The sequence below is a fragment of the Thermosynechococcus sp. TG215 genome, assembly GCF_031583455.1.
Taxonomy (GTDB): domain Bacteria; phylum Cyanobacteriota; class Cyanobacteriia; order Thermosynechococcales; family Thermosynechococcaceae; genus Thermosynechococcus.
Window position 1 is genome coordinate 629066 of sequence record NZ_CP134178.1, and the last position, 13753, is coordinate 642818.

Annotated in this window: 12 protein-coding genes; 5 read left to right on the top strand and 7 right to left on the bottom strand. The window is 54.5% G+C overall.

Annotation, left to right across the window (positions count from 1 at the left end):
* The first annotated feature begins 37 nt into the window (after window positions 1–37).
* Both RHJ02_RS02880 and RHJ02_RS02885 read left to right on the top strand, forming a co-directional pair.
* Window positions 38–1288: a branched-chain amino acid ABC transporter permease gene (locus tag RHJ02_RS02880; RefSeq protein WP_310744785.1), complete on the top strand. Its 1251-nt coding sequence runs from the start codon at window positions 38–40 to the stop codon at window positions 1286–1288.
* Window positions 1278–2090 (top strand): ABC transporter ATP-binding protein, encoded by an 813-nt coding sequence (locus tag RHJ02_RS02885; RefSeq protein WP_225901634.1) that lies wholly within the window; start codon window positions 1278–1280, stop codon window positions 2088–2090. Before RHJ02_RS02880 ends, RHJ02_RS02885 begins: the two co-directional genes overlap by 11 nt.
* 118 nt (window positions 2091–2208) lie before the next feature.
* Here the strand turns inward: RHJ02_RS02885 and RHJ02_RS02890 are convergent, their stop codons facing one another.
* From RHJ02_RS02890 to RHJ02_RS02905, 4 genes are read right to left on the bottom strand one after another with little or no spacing between them, the layout of a single operon-like run.
* Window positions 2209–3042 carry a YwiC-like family protein gene (locus tag RHJ02_RS02890; RefSeq protein ID WP_310744786.1) on the bottom strand — a complete coding sequence of 278 codons (834 nt, stop codon included), beginning with the start codon at window positions 3040–3042 and terminating at the stop codon, window positions 2209–2211.
* A gap of 14 nt (window positions 3043–3056) precedes the next feature.
* The gene (locus RHJ02_RS02895; protein WP_206200990.1) at window positions 3057–3503 is read right to left on the bottom strand and encodes a CopD family protein; all 447 of its coding nucleotides are present in this window, start codon (window positions 3501–3503) and stop codon (window positions 3057–3059) included.
* A complete protein-coding gene (ric, locus tag RHJ02_RS02900; RefSeq protein WP_310744787.1) occupies window positions 3503–4219 on the bottom strand; it encodes an iron-sulfur cluster repair di-iron protein in 717 nt (238 codons plus the stop codon). The genes RHJ02_RS02895 and ric overlap by 1 nt, the downstream gene beginning before the upstream one ends.
* Window positions 4220–4253: 34 nt before the next feature.
* Window positions 4254–6545, bottom strand: coding sequence for a nitric-oxide reductase large subunit (locus tag RHJ02_RS02905; RefSeq protein WP_310800438.1), 2292 nt, complete (start codon window positions 6543–6545; stop codon window positions 4254–4256).
* Window positions 6546–6657: 112 nt separating this feature from the next.
* Between RHJ02_RS02905 and RHJ02_RS02910 the strand changes: the two genes are divergently transcribed.
* On the top strand, window positions 6658–7335 hold the full coding sequence (locus RHJ02_RS02910) for a Crp/Fnr family transcriptional regulator (RefSeq protein ID WP_206200993.1): 678 nt from the start codon (window positions 6658–6660) through the stop codon (window positions 7333–7335).
* A 98-nt stretch (window positions 7336–7433) separates the two neighbouring features.
* On the opposite strand, the gene dnaG is transcribed toward RHJ02_RS02910, so the two are convergent.
* Complete coding sequence (gene dnaG / locus RHJ02_RS02915; RefSeq protein ID WP_310800439.1) at window positions 7434–9512, bottom strand: DNA primase; 2079 nt, start codon at window positions 9510–9512, stop codon at window positions 7434–7436.
* Window positions 9513–9704: 192 nt separating this feature from the next.
* Here dnaG and RHJ02_RS02920 point away from each other — a divergent pair, with 192 nt between their 5' ends.
* Entirely contained in the window at window positions 9705–10814 is a 1110-nt protein-coding gene (locus tag RHJ02_RS02920; RefSeq protein WP_302677308.1) for an ATP-dependent 6-phosphofructokinase, read from the top strand.
* 11 nt (window positions 10815–10825) lie between these two features.
* Here RHJ02_RS02920 and miaB read toward each other — a convergent pair whose 3' ends face one another.
* The gene (gene miaB / locus RHJ02_RS02925) at window positions 10826–12178 is read right to left on the bottom strand and encodes a tRNA (N6-isopentenyl adenosine(37)-C2)-methylthiotransferase MiaB (protein ID WP_206200996.1); all 1353 of its coding nucleotides are present in this window, start codon (window positions 12176–12178) and stop codon (window positions 10826–10828) included.
* Between the two features lie 15 nt (window positions 12179–12193).
* Window positions 12194–12880 carry a nucleotide exchange factor GrpE gene (grpE, locus tag RHJ02_RS02930; RefSeq protein WP_302677309.1) on the bottom strand — a complete coding sequence of 229 codons (687 nt, stop codon included), beginning with the start codon at window positions 12878–12880 and terminating at the stop codon, window positions 12194–12196.
* Window positions 12881–13206: 326 nt separating this feature from the next.
* Between grpE and RHJ02_RS02935 the strand changes: the two genes are divergently transcribed.
* A complete protein-coding gene (locus tag RHJ02_RS02935; protein ID WP_206200998.1) occupies window positions 13207–13653 on the top strand; it encodes a hypothetical protein in 447 nt (148 codons plus the stop codon).
* Window positions 13654–13753: the final 100 nt, after the last annotated feature.

Here is a 13753-nt window from a genome sequence, read left to right on the forward strand (position 1 = left end):
CAGCGCAACTGTCTCGCCCTTAACTTCGATGATCTAAATGGTTGGCTATCTCATTTCCCTTGGTATCTTTACTGCCACCTTTGCCCTTTTTAGCTTGGGGCTGAATTTGCACTGGGGCTATACGGGGCTAATTAACTTTGGCCATGTTGGTTTTTTGGCTATTGGTTCCTACACCACGATTTTGTTGGGGATTGCTGGCGTCCCCATGTTCTTTGCTGTCCTTGCTGGCGTGGTGCTGGCGATGGGACTGGGCTTTTTAATGGGGATTGCGACGCTGCGGCTGCGGGAAGATTACCTCGCAATTGTGACGATCGGCATGGCAGAAATTGTCCGCTTGATTGCCCTCAATGAGGATTGGCTAACCCGAGGCGGTCGGGGGGTGTATGGGTTTCCGCTGCCCCTTGCTCAGTTCAATCCCAATCTGCCGACCAAACTGGGGATGATTGCTCTTTTTTGGGCTGTGGTGGGGGTGGCTGCAGGGCAGTGGTGGCAATGGCTACAGCGGCAGTATGGGCGATCGCACCCCCGCTGGTTACTGCCTAGCTATGCAGCTTTATTCATTGCCGGTACCCTCAGCCTTTGGGCCACGTTGCTCCCCTTAAGCTTAGGCCGGGGAATGGCCATTTTTCCTCTTGGGTTGACACTGGTGACGCTGGGTGGGGCGATCGCCCTTGTGAGCTATTATTGCCATCCAGAAAAACGAGCCGTGGTTCCCATTGCCCTGAATACCTTGGCCGCTGCTTTGGTGGGTCTGGTGGTCAAAGCCCTGACCCTTGGTCTGTGGGCCTTTAGCTACCGCGCTGGGTTGTTGTGGCTGCTGGTATTGGTGCTTGCTTTGGTGGTGTGGCAGCTGGAGCGTTTGATCCGTTCTCCTTGGGGACGGGTGCTCAAAGCCATCCGTGAGGATGAAGAAGTGGCCAAGGCCTTGGGTAAAAATGTCTTTGCCTACAAAATGCAATCCTTCCTTCTGGGGGGGGCGATCGCGGCGGTGGCCGGGTCGTTTTATGCGTGGCAGCTGACCTTTATTAACCCCGACGGCTTTGTATCCCTGATTACATTTCAGGCGTGGACCATTGTGGTTTTGGGGGGCGCAGGCAATAACATGGGTACCCTCCTCGGCGCTGCTCTCTTTTGGGCCTACACTGCCCTGACCCGCTTTATTCCCCTTGATGGCGGTCGCCTAGAGGCCTTGCGGATGATGCTCATTGGCCTTGTCCTCATTATCTTGATGATGTGGCGACCCCAAGGTATTTTGGGCAAAAAGGAGGAACTCAGCCTTGGTCGATGAATCTTCTCTTGCGCCCGTCTCTAGCGGTATCAGTCAAGTCTTGCCTTCGGATCTCCTAGTGGCCACGGGGCTGTGCAAAAGTTTTGGTGGCATTCGCGCTGTCGATCATGTGGAAATTCGGGTTGCCCGCGGCAGCATCACCGGTCTCATTGGCCCCAATGGTGCGGGCAAAACCACCCTATTCAACCTGTTGTGCAACTTCCTCATCCCCGATCAAGGCCGCGTGATCTTTGACGGCGTCCCAATTAGCCATTTGCCCGCCCACCAAGTTGCTCTCCAAGGACTCCTGCGAACATTCCAAGTGCCCCGTGTGCTCTCGCGCCTCTCGGTTCTCGAAAATATGCTCTTGGCTGCGCCGCTGCAAACAGGGGAGAAATTCTGGAATAGTTGGCTACAACCGCTGCGCATTCGTCAAGAGGAACAAAAGCTGCGGCAACGGGCGTGGGAGATTTTGGAGTCTGTGGGGTTAACCGCTAAGGCCCATGACTACGCTGGCGCCTTGTCGGGAGGGCAACGCAAACTTTTAGAAATGGCACGGGTGATGATGCACCATCCCCGCATGGTGCTCCTCGATGAGCCAGCAGCAGGTGTTAACCCCACCTTGATCCATCAAATTTGTGAGCACATTGTGCGGTGGAACCAACAGGGCGTGACATTTTTGATTATTGAACACAATATGGACGTGGTCATGTCCCTGTGTCAGCACATCTGGGTCTTAGCAGAGGGGAAAAATCTGGCTGATGGTTCCCCCACTGAGATTCAAACCAATCCTGAGGTTCTGACCGCTTACCTCGGACAGTAGTTCCTACTCCCATTAGGGGCTACAGCCTTGGGGATCGTTGGCACCCCTGAGGCTCTCCACAGCTTTGAATCCTCCCTCTCCTGAAGGGCGGCGCATTGGGCCAAAACCGCTAAAAAAGCTAAGGTCGAGGCAAATGGGCAGGCAACAGCGCCGCAAGGATCAGGCTGAGAAATAAAAATGCTGAGCCTGTTTCCAGCAAGGCAACGTTTTTTATGGCTGTGTTTCTGTACCAGTTGGCTTGCCAAACAATGAGGCCAAACTTGAGCAGTGCAATGGCAAAGGCCGCCGCTGCCAAGGGGGGCAACCACCCTAGCCACCACAAAAGACCAATGAGGAGAGCGGCAACACTGTGATAAATCAAACCAGGGAGCCAAAAGGCGGTTTTGTGCTTACGCAGCTTCACAGCAAAAATCGCACTGCCAAAGAAAAGGGTATTCAACAGCCATAATCCAACAGACAGGAAAGAGACCTCTTCAGTGGTGGCCATCTCCGTTAGGGGAGCCACCAAGCAGACCCCTGCAAAGGTGAGTAACTCGTTCCAGATGGCTTTGCGTTGACGATAAACTACGGCAATACTATCAATCACAAAAATGGCGATCGCCCCTAGGTAAATCCAAAGTAACCGTGGCACCTCAAGGTAAAGATAAAAAGCAAGGCCAAGGGCAAGGGCACTGTAGACGCCTCCCCACATCAGGCAACGGGGTTTCCAACTTCGCCGCTGCTTGATTTGTAGTGTTAAGGGATGCTCCGCCTGAAAGGCACTAAAGGCAGTCACCAGAGCCAGCGTGGTTCTCCAACTCCAGTGCTGCGCTGCTGCTGCCCCCGTGAGAAACGCCACAATCAACATCACATAAACCCCATGTTCTGGGGAGAAGGTGGGCACGTACCAAGGTGTTCCCCTCCTTGCTGCTGATGCAGTTTCCGTAACCGCTGATGGCTCTGAAATGGTCATGATTGCATCCTCCACTAAACCAATCCCCCTAGACGAATACCAACACCAAAAATAGTCAACAGAACAGCCAGAACTGTGACCCCCATAATGTGAAACCCCAGCCGGGGCAGTGTTTCTGCTGTCAGCTTGGGCAAAATGAACCACCGAGCCTGTACAGCGAGGGCAAGGGTTGCCAGCAACAGTCCCAACTTCACGAGAACATATTGGGAGACCACAGACTGCGGTGGCCAAAATCCCACCCCGCCGGGAAAATAAATGAGGGTTAGGGCAATACCCGTCAGCAGCTGCAGCAATAATGCCCCCAGACCCAACCTTTCAAAAGGCTGCTCAAACTGCTGGATGGGCGTTGCATCCTGCTGCCTGAGGGCCTTGGGCAGAACGGTTAGGGCAAGAATAAGGTGCCCGCCCACCCATACAGTTGCGCCGAGGGTATGGAGAATCACCAGGAGTTTGAATAACATCACGACGCACAGGCTAGACGCTTGGCTTCAAGGAGGGCGATCGCCTTGGGAAACAGGAGATTGTTTTCCTTGTGGATATGCTGGTGCAAGTCTTTCTCAAGGCTCAACAGCCCTGCCAAAAGCACGCGGTACGTATTGCAGGCCCACTCAGGCGGCGTAAAACCATCGCTCAGGCGCCGCAACTGGGTGAGGGCTACGCCCGTCTCTGCATGCTCCCGTTGCATACAATCAATCGCAGCTGGGATCAAGACATTGACTGCCTGATCATAGCTTTTCTCCAACTGCCGCAGCCTGGGGAACAGAACTTGCTCCTCTTTTTGGAGGTGGGTTTTTAGCTCTGCGGCCAAGGCCACGACGGTTGCGTGCAGTTGCTGGAGACGGGCATCCCGCGAGCCGTGAACGGCCGCCACCTTCTCCGCCTGCGCCTCGAGACGGGGGAGTTCCCGCTGCAAGTAGGCATGGTGCACTGTTTCAATGTGGTCAACGAGGGCGGTCAGTGAAAGGTCAGCGATCGCCGGCTCAGGAGCAGTTTCTATGGCAGCTTCTAGCTCCTTAAGGAAGGTTTGGGCATCGATGCCCCGCTGGGCACAGGCTTCAGCAAGGGTTTGCTGACCGCCACAGCAGTAATCAATCTCTGCCGTCTCAAACAAGGCCGCTAAGGAAGGGTAATCCCGCACAAGGGCACCCACCGTATCCGTCAGTTGTAAAGATGTCATGGTCAGGCCTCCAAATGCAAGGTGGAGAGAGAATCTAGGGGGTAAGGTCGAGGGAGACCGCAACAGTGGGCTGCCGCCAAATCCCCCAGAGGGCGCGTCCTACGCCATAGATGAGCAGTCCGGCACCAACGGCAAAGATGACATCCCCAGGAATCCGCAGCCAGACGGTCCATTCCATCCAGGGGGAGTGAATGACGGCTCCACTGCGGGCATACCAAGTACCGTGGTTAATGGATTGCACCAGCTGATAGAAGCCATTGGGAATCAGACCGAGCACCAGCATGCCCACCAAGCCACCGTTGAGCCACCAAAATGCCCAGTTGAAGGTCTTTTCATCCCAAGCAGTTTCCGGGGTGATTTCCCGCAGAACAAAGAGCATTAAGGCGATCGCCAGCGAGCCGTATACGCCGTAGAGGGCGGCATGGGCATGAATTGGCGTCGTATTCAGTCCTTGGGAATAGTAGAGAACTATCGGTGGATTGATTAGAAAACCAAAGACCCCTGCCCCCAGCAAATTCCAAAAGCAGGTAGCAATGAAAAATCGCAGGGGTAGCCGATAGAACCCTTGGGCTTCTTGGGAAAGCTGCAGCGACTTCAGAACCTCAAACCCAATCAGGGTCAAGGGAACCACTTCCAACGCTGAGGCCACAGCGCCCAAAGCAGTGATCAGAACCGGTGTACCCGCAAAATAGAGGTGATGGAGTGTGCCAATGACACCACTGCCGAGGTAGAGAATGGTGGTCAAGTAAGTGGCCCGCAGAGCTGCGGAGCGCCTTAGGAATCCCAGTTCACTGCACAAGTAGGCGATCGCCACCGTGGCAAAGACCTCAAAGAAGCCCTCTACCCACAGATGAACCACCCACCAGCGCCAATACTCGGCCACACTGAGAGGGGTATGGTTGGTGTACATCAGCCCTGCCCCATAAAAGAGGGGAATGGTAATGGCGCTGTAAAGGAAAAAGTGGTTGAGGCCTGTCTTGCTCCCTTCTGCCTGAAGGGCAGGTCGCAGCGCCCGAAACATCAACCATAACCAAAATACCATGCCACCAATCAGCAAGAGTTGCCAAAGTCGCCCTAGCTCCACATACTCATAGCCCTGATGGCCCAACCAAAAACTCTGGGCACCCAGATAGCCCTGAACGGCTGCCCAAGCTCCCCCAAGGGAACCAAGAACCACTACGGTGAGGGCAATCAGAAGCCCCATGTTTCCCCAAGCCTGAAACTTCGGTTCATGGCGCGCAAAGCGAGGGCCAAAGTATAGACCGGCCGCCAGCCAACAGGTGGCAATCCAAAAGACCGCCAGTTGCAGGTGCCATGTCCGTGAGGCAGCGTAGGGGAGATACTGCTGAATCGGCACACCATAAAATCCATCCCCTTCCACGGCATAGTGGGCAGTAACCATGCCCATGAGGATCTGCAGGAGAAACAGACCCATGGCCACCCCAAAGAAAAGGGTAGTCACTTTTTGGCTGGGGGTGGCAAGGCGGATGGCGGGGCGTTCTGTTACCGCTTGAACCGCATCCTCCCCTTGGAGCAGATAGACAACGAGAAAGCCGGCGATCGCAGCAATTAACACAACGACTGAGACAATCGACCAAATGACAAACTGCCCTGGGGGTTGGTTGCCCACCAGTGGATCATGGGGAAAATTCGCCGTGTAGGAAAAGGGCGCCAAAGGACGAGTGGCGACTGCTGCCCAAGCGGTCCAGGCAAAAAAAGCAGTCACATCGCGGATTTGCGCGGGATCAGTAAACCAGTTGCGCGGAATAGAGTGCGCCGCTGCACCTTGGGATAGCAGTGTTTTGTACTGCTCAAAGACGTGGCGCAGTCCTTGGGCTTGAGCACGGGTGAGCGTCAGCACTCCTGTTTCAGGATTGTAACGGTTGGGCTTAAATTGCTCTTGCACTTGCACCTGTAGTTGAGCCCGCTCAGAGGCAGAGAGTGCCTCCCAATCTGCTTGGCTAAAGCTCGCATCGCCGCGGTAGAGAATTCCAGCGGTGGCTAGACCCCAGCGGTGCAGCACATCCGCTGTCCAGTCTGGAGCCAGATAACTGCCATGACCCCAGATGCTGCCAATGTGCTGGCCGCCCCGTGCCAGATACAGTTCTTGACCTCGCTGTATGTTCTCACGGCTAAAAAGCACCTCCTGTTGGGGCGAGACAATCGTTGTCGGTATTGGCGGGGCATGCCGGTAAATAACGGCGCCTGCTGTCAGCAGCACACTAAAGGTAATGACACAGACTAGCACTAACCAAGCGGGTAGCCGCAAGTGCCACCCTCGCTCTAGGTGAGCTGCTTGAGTAATATTGAAGGGGACGTTTGCCATAGACACTTCCTCTCGGCAGCTATTGAGACTTAAGGTAGCTGCGGCTTGGGGGGTAGCGCCTTGACTTAGGTCAAAAGGAACCTTGAGAAATATTTAACTTTTACGGTGGGTCATGAAAGCGGGTATTGAGGAATGTCTGCGCCAGTCACCAATGTTTAGTGAGCTTTCGCCACCCCAGCTAGGGCGGTTGGTTGCAATTTCGCAGTTACAGACTTGGCAACGGCAGCAAATCATTTTTAGAAAAGGCGATGCCGCTGCGGGGTTTTTTGTTGTGAAAACCGGGCGGGTCAAGGTCTTTAATCTCTCAGCGGCAGGGAAGGAGCAAATCCTGAATATCTTTGAACCGGGCGACAGCTTTGCGGAGGTGGTGGCCTTCGATAACCAGCCCTATCCTGCCTCGGCAGAAGCAATTGAATACGTTGAACTGATCTTTTTGCCGCGGTTCGCCTTTTTGAATTTGCTCCACCAAGATGCGGATCTAAGTGTTCGTTTGCTAGCTAGCTTTGCTAGGCATCTGCGTCATTTGGTGAGTCTTATAGAAGACCTTTCCTTTAGACAGGTGCCCCAACGCCTAGCAGCCTATTTGTTGCAACGATTGGCCACTAGCGATCGCCCAGATAGTATTACCCTAGATTTGAAAAAAACAGAGCTGGCCGCTTTGCTAGGCACTATTCCTGCAACGCTGTCGCGGGCGTTTTACGACCTGAATACCCAAGGCATTCTGAAGGTAGAGGGCAATGAGATTACCATCTGCGATCGCCAGCGGCTACAAAGATTGAGTGAAGAATAGTCGAGCTTTTTCCCCAAGGCTCAACCGGCTCAAAACCTTCAGAAACAATTTTGGGCAGCGATGAAGGGGCTCAGTATTGAACAGCGCCAGAACTAGACCTAGGTATAGCTGCGAATTGCGGCCAACGGCGGACAGCGCTGCTGATCCAATTGCTGCAGGTATTGGCGATGCTGGTAGTAGTCACGGCGCAGTTGGGCAAGCACTTGCAGTCGCTCTGGCGCCACACCGGGGATGTCGTCAATCGCAGGTTCGTTGTCGGTGAGTAGGCGATCCAAATACTGGCGCAGGGCTTCGCTGGCAAGGGATTCACTTAAAATCAGCGCGACAGTTTCCTGCCAAGTCCGGAGAATATAGCGACATCGCTTTTCAACAGCAATGCGCTCAAGGGCTGCTGCCGCTGCTTGGATCACGAGTTCAGGACGATCCAGACTCACGGTAGTCGTTTCATCCAAATGGAGTAGTGGAGTAATGAGGGCGGCCTCCTCTGCCTCATCGAGGCGATCAAAAAGGTGCGTGACCAAATCTAAATCCGTGAGTTGGGTTTCTGTTTCCGTGGGCGAATGAAGGGGCCACTCAGTGGTATAGGGATCATCGGGCGCTGGCAGACCGGCACAGTACGCTTCTTCAATGGCCAAGATCTGCCGCCACAGCCAACGATGGTGGGAGAGGCTAAATTCAATGTCCCGCGCTTGCAGGGCTTGGCGAATCAGGGGACGATAGTCGCCGCAGTGGAGGTAGAGGCGCAGCAGTTGTTCTTCCGCCGCTTGACGGAGGTTATAGTCCGCCGGACGTTGCCATTTTTGCGATCGCCCCTGCCAACGTTGACCCCGCACCTGTTGCCGCAGGGATTCTTCTAAACGGAGAACGAAGCGACTATCATGGCCTCCCAATAGCTCAGCACAGTGGTGAATGTAGTGGCTGCGCAGTGTGGCATTGGGCAGTTTTCCCAACAGTTGGCTCAGGGCTTGGCTCGCCTGCTGAAATTGATCACTTTGCTTGAGATCGTACTGCTGCACAATGGTTTGCATTTGCCAATCCAGCCACAGGGGCGCTTGATCCAAGAGAGCTTGGTAGTGCTCCCGCTGTGCTTCACCCGCGCTGAAAAAGTCAGCCGCATCTTTGCCCGCTGGTAATGTGAGAATTCGCAGTTGCAGATCACCCCGATAGGCCAAATCGGCAGCCTCACCAATGGCGCGATCGGCCGCCCGTTCTCCCGCTGGGTCGGCATCAAAGTTGAGAATAATTTGCTTCGACTCGGTGTAGCGCAGCAGTAATTTAATTTGAGCTTGGCTGAGGGCTGTTCCTAGACTGGCCACCGCTTGGGAAAACCCCGCTTGGTGCAGCGCCATCACGTCAAAGTAACCCTCGACAACAATTGCTTGATCTTTGCGGGCGATCGCCTGCCGCGCCTTATCCAGCCCAAAGAGCAACTGCCCCTTGTTAAAAATCGGGGTTTCTGGGGAGTTGAGATACTTTGGCTCTTCGTTGCTGAGGGTACGACCGCCAAACCCCACCACCCGTCCTTGGGCATCCATAATCGGGATCATCAGGCGATCGCGAAAGCGGTCATAGTAGCCGTCCCCTGTCCGCCGAGGGATAATCAAACCGGCCTGTTCTACCAGCTGAGGGGGATACCCTTTTTGCTCCACAAGGTAGGTGTAGAGCACTTGCCAACCCGCAGGGGCATAGCCCAAGCGAAATTGCTGAATCGTCTCCTCTTTGAGATGGCGTTGTCGCTGCAAATAGTCTTGGGCGGCTTGGCCAATGGGTTGCCGCAGGGCATGTTCATAGAAACTGGTGGCGATCGCCAGAATCTCGTAGAGTTGCTCTTGAAGGGAGAGCCGCGCTTGTAGGGCCTGTTTTTGCTCACTATCGAGGGTGCGCACTGGAATCTGATGGCGTTGGGCAAGGTCGAGTACCACCTCGGCAAAGGAGCGTTTTTGCAGTTCCATCAGGAACTTAATGGCATTGCCGCCCGCCCCACAGCCAAAACAGTAATAAAAGCCCTTCAGGGGACTCACCGTAAAACTGGGGGTTTTTTCCTCATGAAAAGGACAACAACCCACGTATTCTTGCCCACGCTTGCGTAGGACAACGTGCTCGGCCACCACATCGACAATGTTGACCGCTTGGCGCACCGCCTCAATCGTATCGGGGTGTAGGCGAGGAATTTCCATAGATCACTAGTCTAAGCGATCCCCCTAATCAGAGATTCCCCGCTGCAAAATTTAACGATTCCTAAGGATGTTGCAAGCTCTTAACTCAAGCAGTCAAGGGCGATTGACCTTCGCTAGGATGTTGACGGTGTCGTTGTTAGGCGCAGAGGCAGGCTTTGAGGCCATAACCGTTCACATAGGGAGCAAGGATTCATGAGTACCAGCCGCAAACGACTTGGTGTGTTTACGAGTGGCGGAGATTGCCCGGGTCTAAATACGGCCATCCGTGCTATTGTTGCCCATGCTACCTTAAGTTACGGTTGGGAGGTGCTTGGCATTCTCCACGCCACTCAGGGGTTAATTGAGCGGAAGGCGATCCCCCTCAATGCCGAGGGTCTCGGGGGAATGGATGTACTGCTCAACATGGGGGGAACCATTCTCGGAGCAATTAATAAGGGCGATACCCTTGGCCATGCCGATGAAGTCATTGCTGGGTACTATGAATTGGGCTTGGATGCTCTTATTGCCATTTGTGGCGATGGCAGCTTGAAGATTTTGCATCAACTGGCGCAAAAGGGAAACTGGAATTTCCTTGCCATTCCGAAAACCATTGATAATGACGTTGCTCTTACGGATCGCGCCATTGGCTTTGATACCGCCGTCAACATTGTGGTGGAAGCCCTGAGTCGGATTACCTCCACCGCCGCTAGCCATGATCGCGTCTTTGTGGTGGAAGTGATGGGGCGCACTGCCGGTCACTTGGCTCTGTATTCGGGGATTGCTGGGGGTGCCGATATGATCCTCATCCCAGAAATTCCTTACTCCATTGAAGGCATTTGCCAGCATCTGCAAAAGTTGCGCGATCGCTGGGGACGTAAGTTTGCCCTCATCGTCGTTGCCGAGGGTGTCAAAGAACTGGAGCAGGACGCCCACCAGCGCCGCCATTGCAGTATTGGTCAGTACATTGCCGATAAAATTGCCCAGCACAGTCCCATCCCCATTGAGCTGCGGGTTTCAGTCCTAGGTCACATTCAACGGGGCGGTGCCCCCATGGCCATAGATCGGCTGTTGGCAGCGGGCATGGGCCATACCGCTGTGGATTTAGCCGCTCAAGGGACATTTGATCGCATGGTAGCTTGGCAGGCAGGACAGGTGGTCACTGTTCCCATTGCCGATGTGGTGGCTCAATGCCCACGCCATGTAGATCCCAATAGCTTTTTAATTCGCACGGCTCAAGGGCTGGGCATTTATGTCGGGGATCAGCCGATGCTGCCCTATGTTGATCCCACTCTTTGCCGCGATGAAGTGATTTGTGCGATCTAGACCCCACGGAATCAGCCAACCAAGGAATGAGCTGTAAGAGGCACGCCACTGAGGCTAAAGGCTCGCGCCTCGGTAATGCGAACCCGCACCAGTTGTCCCCGTAGGGTCTCAATCTCACCGGGTAAGTAGGTCAGGCGGTTGCCATCCGTGCGGCCATAGACTTGTTGCGGATCCTTGGGATTGACCCCCTCCACCAGCACCACCTCTTCCCGTCCAAGATAGCGTTGGGAGCGATCGCTGGCGATCGTGGCCACTAAATGATTCAGCCGTTGCAGACGATCTTCTTTAATCTCTTCCGGTACTTGATTGTCCCAGGTGGCCGCTGGCGTATTCGGGCGCGGTGAATAGGCTGCCGTATTCAGTTGGTCAAAGCCCACCTCCGCCACCAGATCTAGGGTGCGTTGGAATTGGGCTTCTGTTTCGCCGGGAAAGCCGACAATGGCATCGGCACTAATGGCGGCATCTGGCATATAGCGGCGAATCGTTTCAATGATTTGTAGGTAACGCTCGCGAGTATAGCCCCGTGCCATTGCCCTAAGAATCTCATTATCTCCCGACTGAAAGGGAATGTGGAAATGCTTACACACCTTGGGCAGTTCGGCACAGGCTCGAATCAAGCGTTCTGTAAAATAACGGGGATGGCTGGTGGCAAAGCGAATCCGCTCAATGCCGGCCACATCGTGGATGTAATAGAGCAGATCCGTAAACGTGTGCTGCCGTCGCCCCTCTGGGGTAATTCCCGGCAAATCGCGACCGTAGGCATCAATGTTTTGCCCAAGGAGCGTCACTTCCTTGTAGCCTTGAGCCGCCAGTTCCTCAATTTCGGCGCGGATTGCCTCGGGGCGGCGGGATTGCTCTTGCCCCCGTACCCCCGGCACCACACAGTAGGTGCAGCGTTCATTACAGCCATAGATCACATTGACCCAAGCAGTGACCGTACTATCGCGGCGGGGTTTGGTAATGTCCTCAACAATGTGCAGTGGCTCCGTTGCCACCACTTGGCTGCCATTCCACACCTGCTCCAGCAGCTCGCCAAGGCGATTGGCATACTGCGGCCCCATCACCAGATCCACTTCAGGCACTCGCCGCAGCAATTGTTCCCCCTCCTGTTGAGCCACACAACCGGCCACAATCAGCGTTAGGTTGGGGTCTTGATGCTTGCGCTTGGCTTGCCGCCCTAGGTAAGAATAGAGTTTCTGCTCGGCGTTGTCGCGAATCGTGCAGGTATTGTAGAGCAAGACATCGGCCTCATCCGGCTCGGCCACCGGTTCTAAGCCCATTGCTTCTAAGACCCCGGCCATGCGCTCGGAGTCGGCCTTGTTCATTTGGCAGCCAAAGGTGGTGATGTAGTAGCGGCGTGGCATTCCCTTGAAGTGCCCCTATACGTCCGTCACATCATTGGTGGGATTCGTGTCACTGGCACTACCCTCTTCAGGAGGAGCGGCCACTTTGACCATGGCATGGCGCAACACGCGATCGCCCAGCATATACCCCCGCTTGAGTTCTTCAATCACCGTGCCTTCAGGGTGCTCATTCGTTGCTTCCCGCAGCACAGCCTCATGGAGATTGGGATCAAAGGGCTTGCCTCTGGCCTGCATCGCCGAAACACCAATGCGCTTGAGGCATTCCACCAGTTGCTTGTAAACCCCCTGATAGCTGCGGTGAATTTTTTCTTCCGCCTCTGTTTCGGTTTGAATGTGGGTGCGGGCTAGCTCAAAGCTATCCACCACCGGCAGTAAATCAGCAATGACGCTGCACTTAATCTGTAGCTCTAGTTCCTCTTTTTCTCGCTGGGTGCGTTTGCGGAAGTTTTCAAAGTCAGCGGCAAGGCGCATATATTGGCTATTGCGCTCCTCCACCACCTGCGAAAGACTAGCCTTGGCAGCTTCAAGGGCAGCAATTTTCTCTAGCAAGTCCGCTGCATCCGCAGGAGTATCCGTAGAGGTCGCCTCAGATGCTTGACCCTCTTCGCTCGTGGTGGCCTCTGCATGATTCTCAACGACATCGGGGGTAATTTCGCCTTCTTGGGCTTCAGCAGCGGGGTTGGTTAGGGTTTCATCACTCATAGGTTGACTCAGGTTATGCCCTCTAGACTGTGGATTGCGCACCGCAGTGCGTTTAACTCGTGCAATCGTTTTAGCCTATCACTTTACCCATTGTATCAATAGGGGCGAGGCATCCGTCTATTACGGACTTCTCTACTACGGCTCTTTTCCCAAGGCTGGCACGCAGCCAAAAACCTGAGGGGCACTATGGAAGAGGATTGCCTCCCCTTTATGGATCCCCTATTTTAGGACAAGGTTCATATTGGGTTTGGAACTGAAAGATTCAGTTGCTCGTCACTTAAGGGCATGACTGCCAAAGCAAAGTTTAGGAGTGGGAGTTTGCGTTGATGTCCTTTCACCCCATGACATTCAGCCTGATTCTAGCGTGCGCGTTGACAGGTATCAGTCCAGTGCTGGCACAGACAGAGCTACCACCACGGGAAAACTTTAATCCCTTTGGGGTAGATAATCCAGTCCTCCAGCGGGCACGGAATTGGGCACGACAGGCAGCAGAGCGGGCGAATGGCGGGTTGAGTCGCTACCGCGCTGAAGCATCCATGTTTGGGCCTGCGAGTCAATCCCCCTACGTGGACAATGGTGATGGTACGTTTACCTTTCGCTTTCTAGGGGGGGCACCTGCGGAACCACCAACTATTGAAAGTATTGTCACGGTCAACCCCGACCCCAGCAATCCGATGATTCGCATTGACTACAATGGCCCTATTCAGTCGGTCGCTCCTCCCCCTCAGCCGTTGCCAGAAGTGCCACCCCCAAGCAATATGGGCAGTTTCTAGTGCTATCGGTGCATAGAGATTCGCCTATTCAGGAACTCGAAAATCTCTGGCACGCTGCCCCTCGTCAGGGGATCGCTGCTGCGCTATGATAACGGAAGCC